This is a genomic window from Zhongshania aquimaris, assembly GCF_019312595.1.
GTDB classification, from domain to species: domain Bacteria; phylum Pseudomonadota; class Gammaproteobacteria; order Pseudomonadales; family Spongiibacteraceae; genus Spongiibacter; species Spongiibacter aquimaris.
In genome coordinates this window covers 1-2,500 of the sequence record NZ_JAHWDQ010000011.1, presented here as the reverse complement: position 1 = coordinate 2,500, position 2,500 = coordinate 1, and the positions used below count along the sequence as shown (strand labels likewise).

Below are 2,500 nucleotides of genomic sequence, written 5' to 3'. Positions count from 1 at the left end.
ATGGCCAGGTTGAAGATGCCGTAACAGGCATTGGAGGACCGAACCCACAAATGTTGAAAAATTTGGGGATGAGTTGTGGATCGGAGTGAAAGGCTAATCAAGCTCGGAGATAGCTGGTTCTCCTCGAAATCTATTTAGGTAGAGCGTCGTGTCTAACCCTAGGGGGTAGAGCACTGTTTGGGCTAGGGGGTCATCCCGACTTACCAACCCCATGCAAACTCCGAATACCTAGGAGTTCAATCACGGCAGACAGACAGCGGGTGCTAACGTCCGTTGTCAAGAGGGAAACAACCCAGACCGCCAGCTAAGGTCCCTAATACACATTAAGTGGGAAACGATGTGGGAAGGCTTAGACAGCTAGGAGGTTGGCTTAGAAGCAGCCACCCTTTAAAGAAAGCGTAATAGCTCACTAGTCGAGTCGGCCTGCGCGGAAGATATAACGGGGCTAAATGTGTAACCGAAGCTGCGGATGCGTGCTTGCACGCATGGTAGAGGAGCGTTCTGTAAGCCTGTGAAGGTGAATCGAGAGGTTTGCTGGAGGTATCAGAAGTGCGAATGCTGACATGAGTAACGACAAGGGGGGTGAAAAACCCCCCCGCCGGAAGACCAAGGTTTCCTGTCCCATGTTAATCAGGACAGGGTTAGTCGGCCCCTAAGGCGAGGCAGAAATGCGTAGTCGATGGAAAACGGGTTAATATTCCCGTACTTGTTATAACTGCGATGGAGGGACGGAGTAGGCTAGGCGAGCACGGCGTTGGTTGTCCGTGTTTAAGCTCGTAGGCTGGGGGATTAGGCAAATCCGGTCCCCTAAGGCTGAGAAGCGATGACGAGTCCTCTTTTGGATGAAGTCGTTGATGCCATGCTTCCAAGAAAATCTTCTAAGCTTCAGGTTATAACAAACCGTACCCCAAACCGACACAGGTGGTCAGGTAGAGAATACCAAGGCGCTTGAGAGAACTCGGGTGAAGGAACTAGGCAAAATGGTACCGTAACTTCGGGAGAAGGTACGCTCCCTCTGGTGATCGGACTTGCTCCGTAAGCTGAGGGGAGTCGAAGTGACCAGGTGGCTGCAACTGTTTATCAAAAACATAGCACTGTGCAAACACGAAAGTGGACGTATACGGTGTGACGCCTGCCCGGTGCCGGAAGGTTAATTGATGGGGTTAGCGTAAGCGAAGCTCTTGATCGAAGCCCCGGTAAACGGCGGCCGTAACTATAACGGTCCTAAGGTAGCGAAATTCCTTGTCGGGTAAGTTCCGACCTGCACGAATGGCGTAATGATGGCCACGCTGTCTCCACCCGAGACTCAGTGAAATTGAATTTGCGGTTAAGATGCCGTATACCCGCGGCTAGACGGAAAGACCCCGTGAACCTTTACTATAGCTTCACAGTGGACTCTGATATTACTTGTGTAGGATAGCTGGGAGGCTTTGAAGCGTAGGCGCTAGCTTACGTGGAGCCAATCTTGAAATACCAGCCTGGTACTGTTGGGGTTCTAACTCTGGTCCATTATCTGGATCGAGGACATTGTGTGGTGGGTAGTTTGACTGGGGCGGTCTCCTCCCAAAGAGTAACGGAGGAGCACGAAGGTGCGCTAAGCATGGTCGGAAATCATGCGGTTAGTGTAATGGCATAAGCGCGCTTAACTGCGAGACTGACAAGTCGAGCAGATACGAAAGTAGGTCATAGTGATCCGGTGGTTCTGTATGGAAGGGCCATCGCTCAACGGATAAAAGGTACTCCGGGGATAACAGGCTGATACCGCCCAAGAGTTCACATCGACGGCGGTGTTTGGCACCTCGATGTCGGCTCATCACATCCTGGGGCTGAAGCCGGTCCCAAGGGTATGGCTGTTCGCCATTTAAAGTGGTACGCGAGCTGGGTTCAGAACGTCGTGAGACAGTTCGGTCCCTATCTGCCGTGGGCGTTGGAGATTTGAGGAAAGCTGCTTCTAGTACGAGAGGACCGAAGTGGACGAACCTCTGGTGTTCGGGTTGTCACGCCAGTGGCATTGCCCGGTAGCTACGTTCGGACGGGATAACCGCTGAAAGCATCTAAGCGGGAAGCCTCTTCCAAGATTAGATCTCCCTGGGGCCTTGAGCCCCCTAAAGAGCCGTTCAAGACCAGGACGTTGATAGGCAGGGTGTGTAAGTGCTGCGAGGCATTGAGCTAACCTGTACTAATTGCTCGTGAGGCTTGACCATATAATTAAGTGGTCTTGTTATCACAATGAAGAAACTGCAGCGGATTGTTGCGAGGTAGGTTGGAGACAACTTACACATACGAGAAAACTTGTTTATATCAGCTTATTTACCACCTTATTTGGATTGAATGACGCAGCACGAGAGTGCGTAAGACACCTCATTTAACCAAGCCAGTTTGCCTGGCGACCATAGAGACATGGAACCACCTGATCCCATCCCGAACTCAGAAGTGAAACGTGTCATCGCCGATGGTAGTTTGGGGTTTCCCCATGCGAGAGTAGGTCATCGCCAGGCTT

The 2,500-nt window shown here is 51.6% G+C and carries 2 rRNA genes (1 of these 2 cut by a window edge); both read left to right on the top strand.

Annotation, left to right across the window (positions count from 1 at the left end):
• Positions 1–2,204 (top strand): 23S ribosomal RNA (locus KXJ70_RS19185); it begins 696 nt to the left of the window's first position.
• Between the two features lie 178 nt (positions 2,205–2,382).
• A 5S ribosomal RNA gene (gene rrf, locus KXJ70_RS19180) occupies positions 2,383–2,498 on the top strand.
• Positions 2,499–2,500 lie beyond the last annotated feature (2 nt).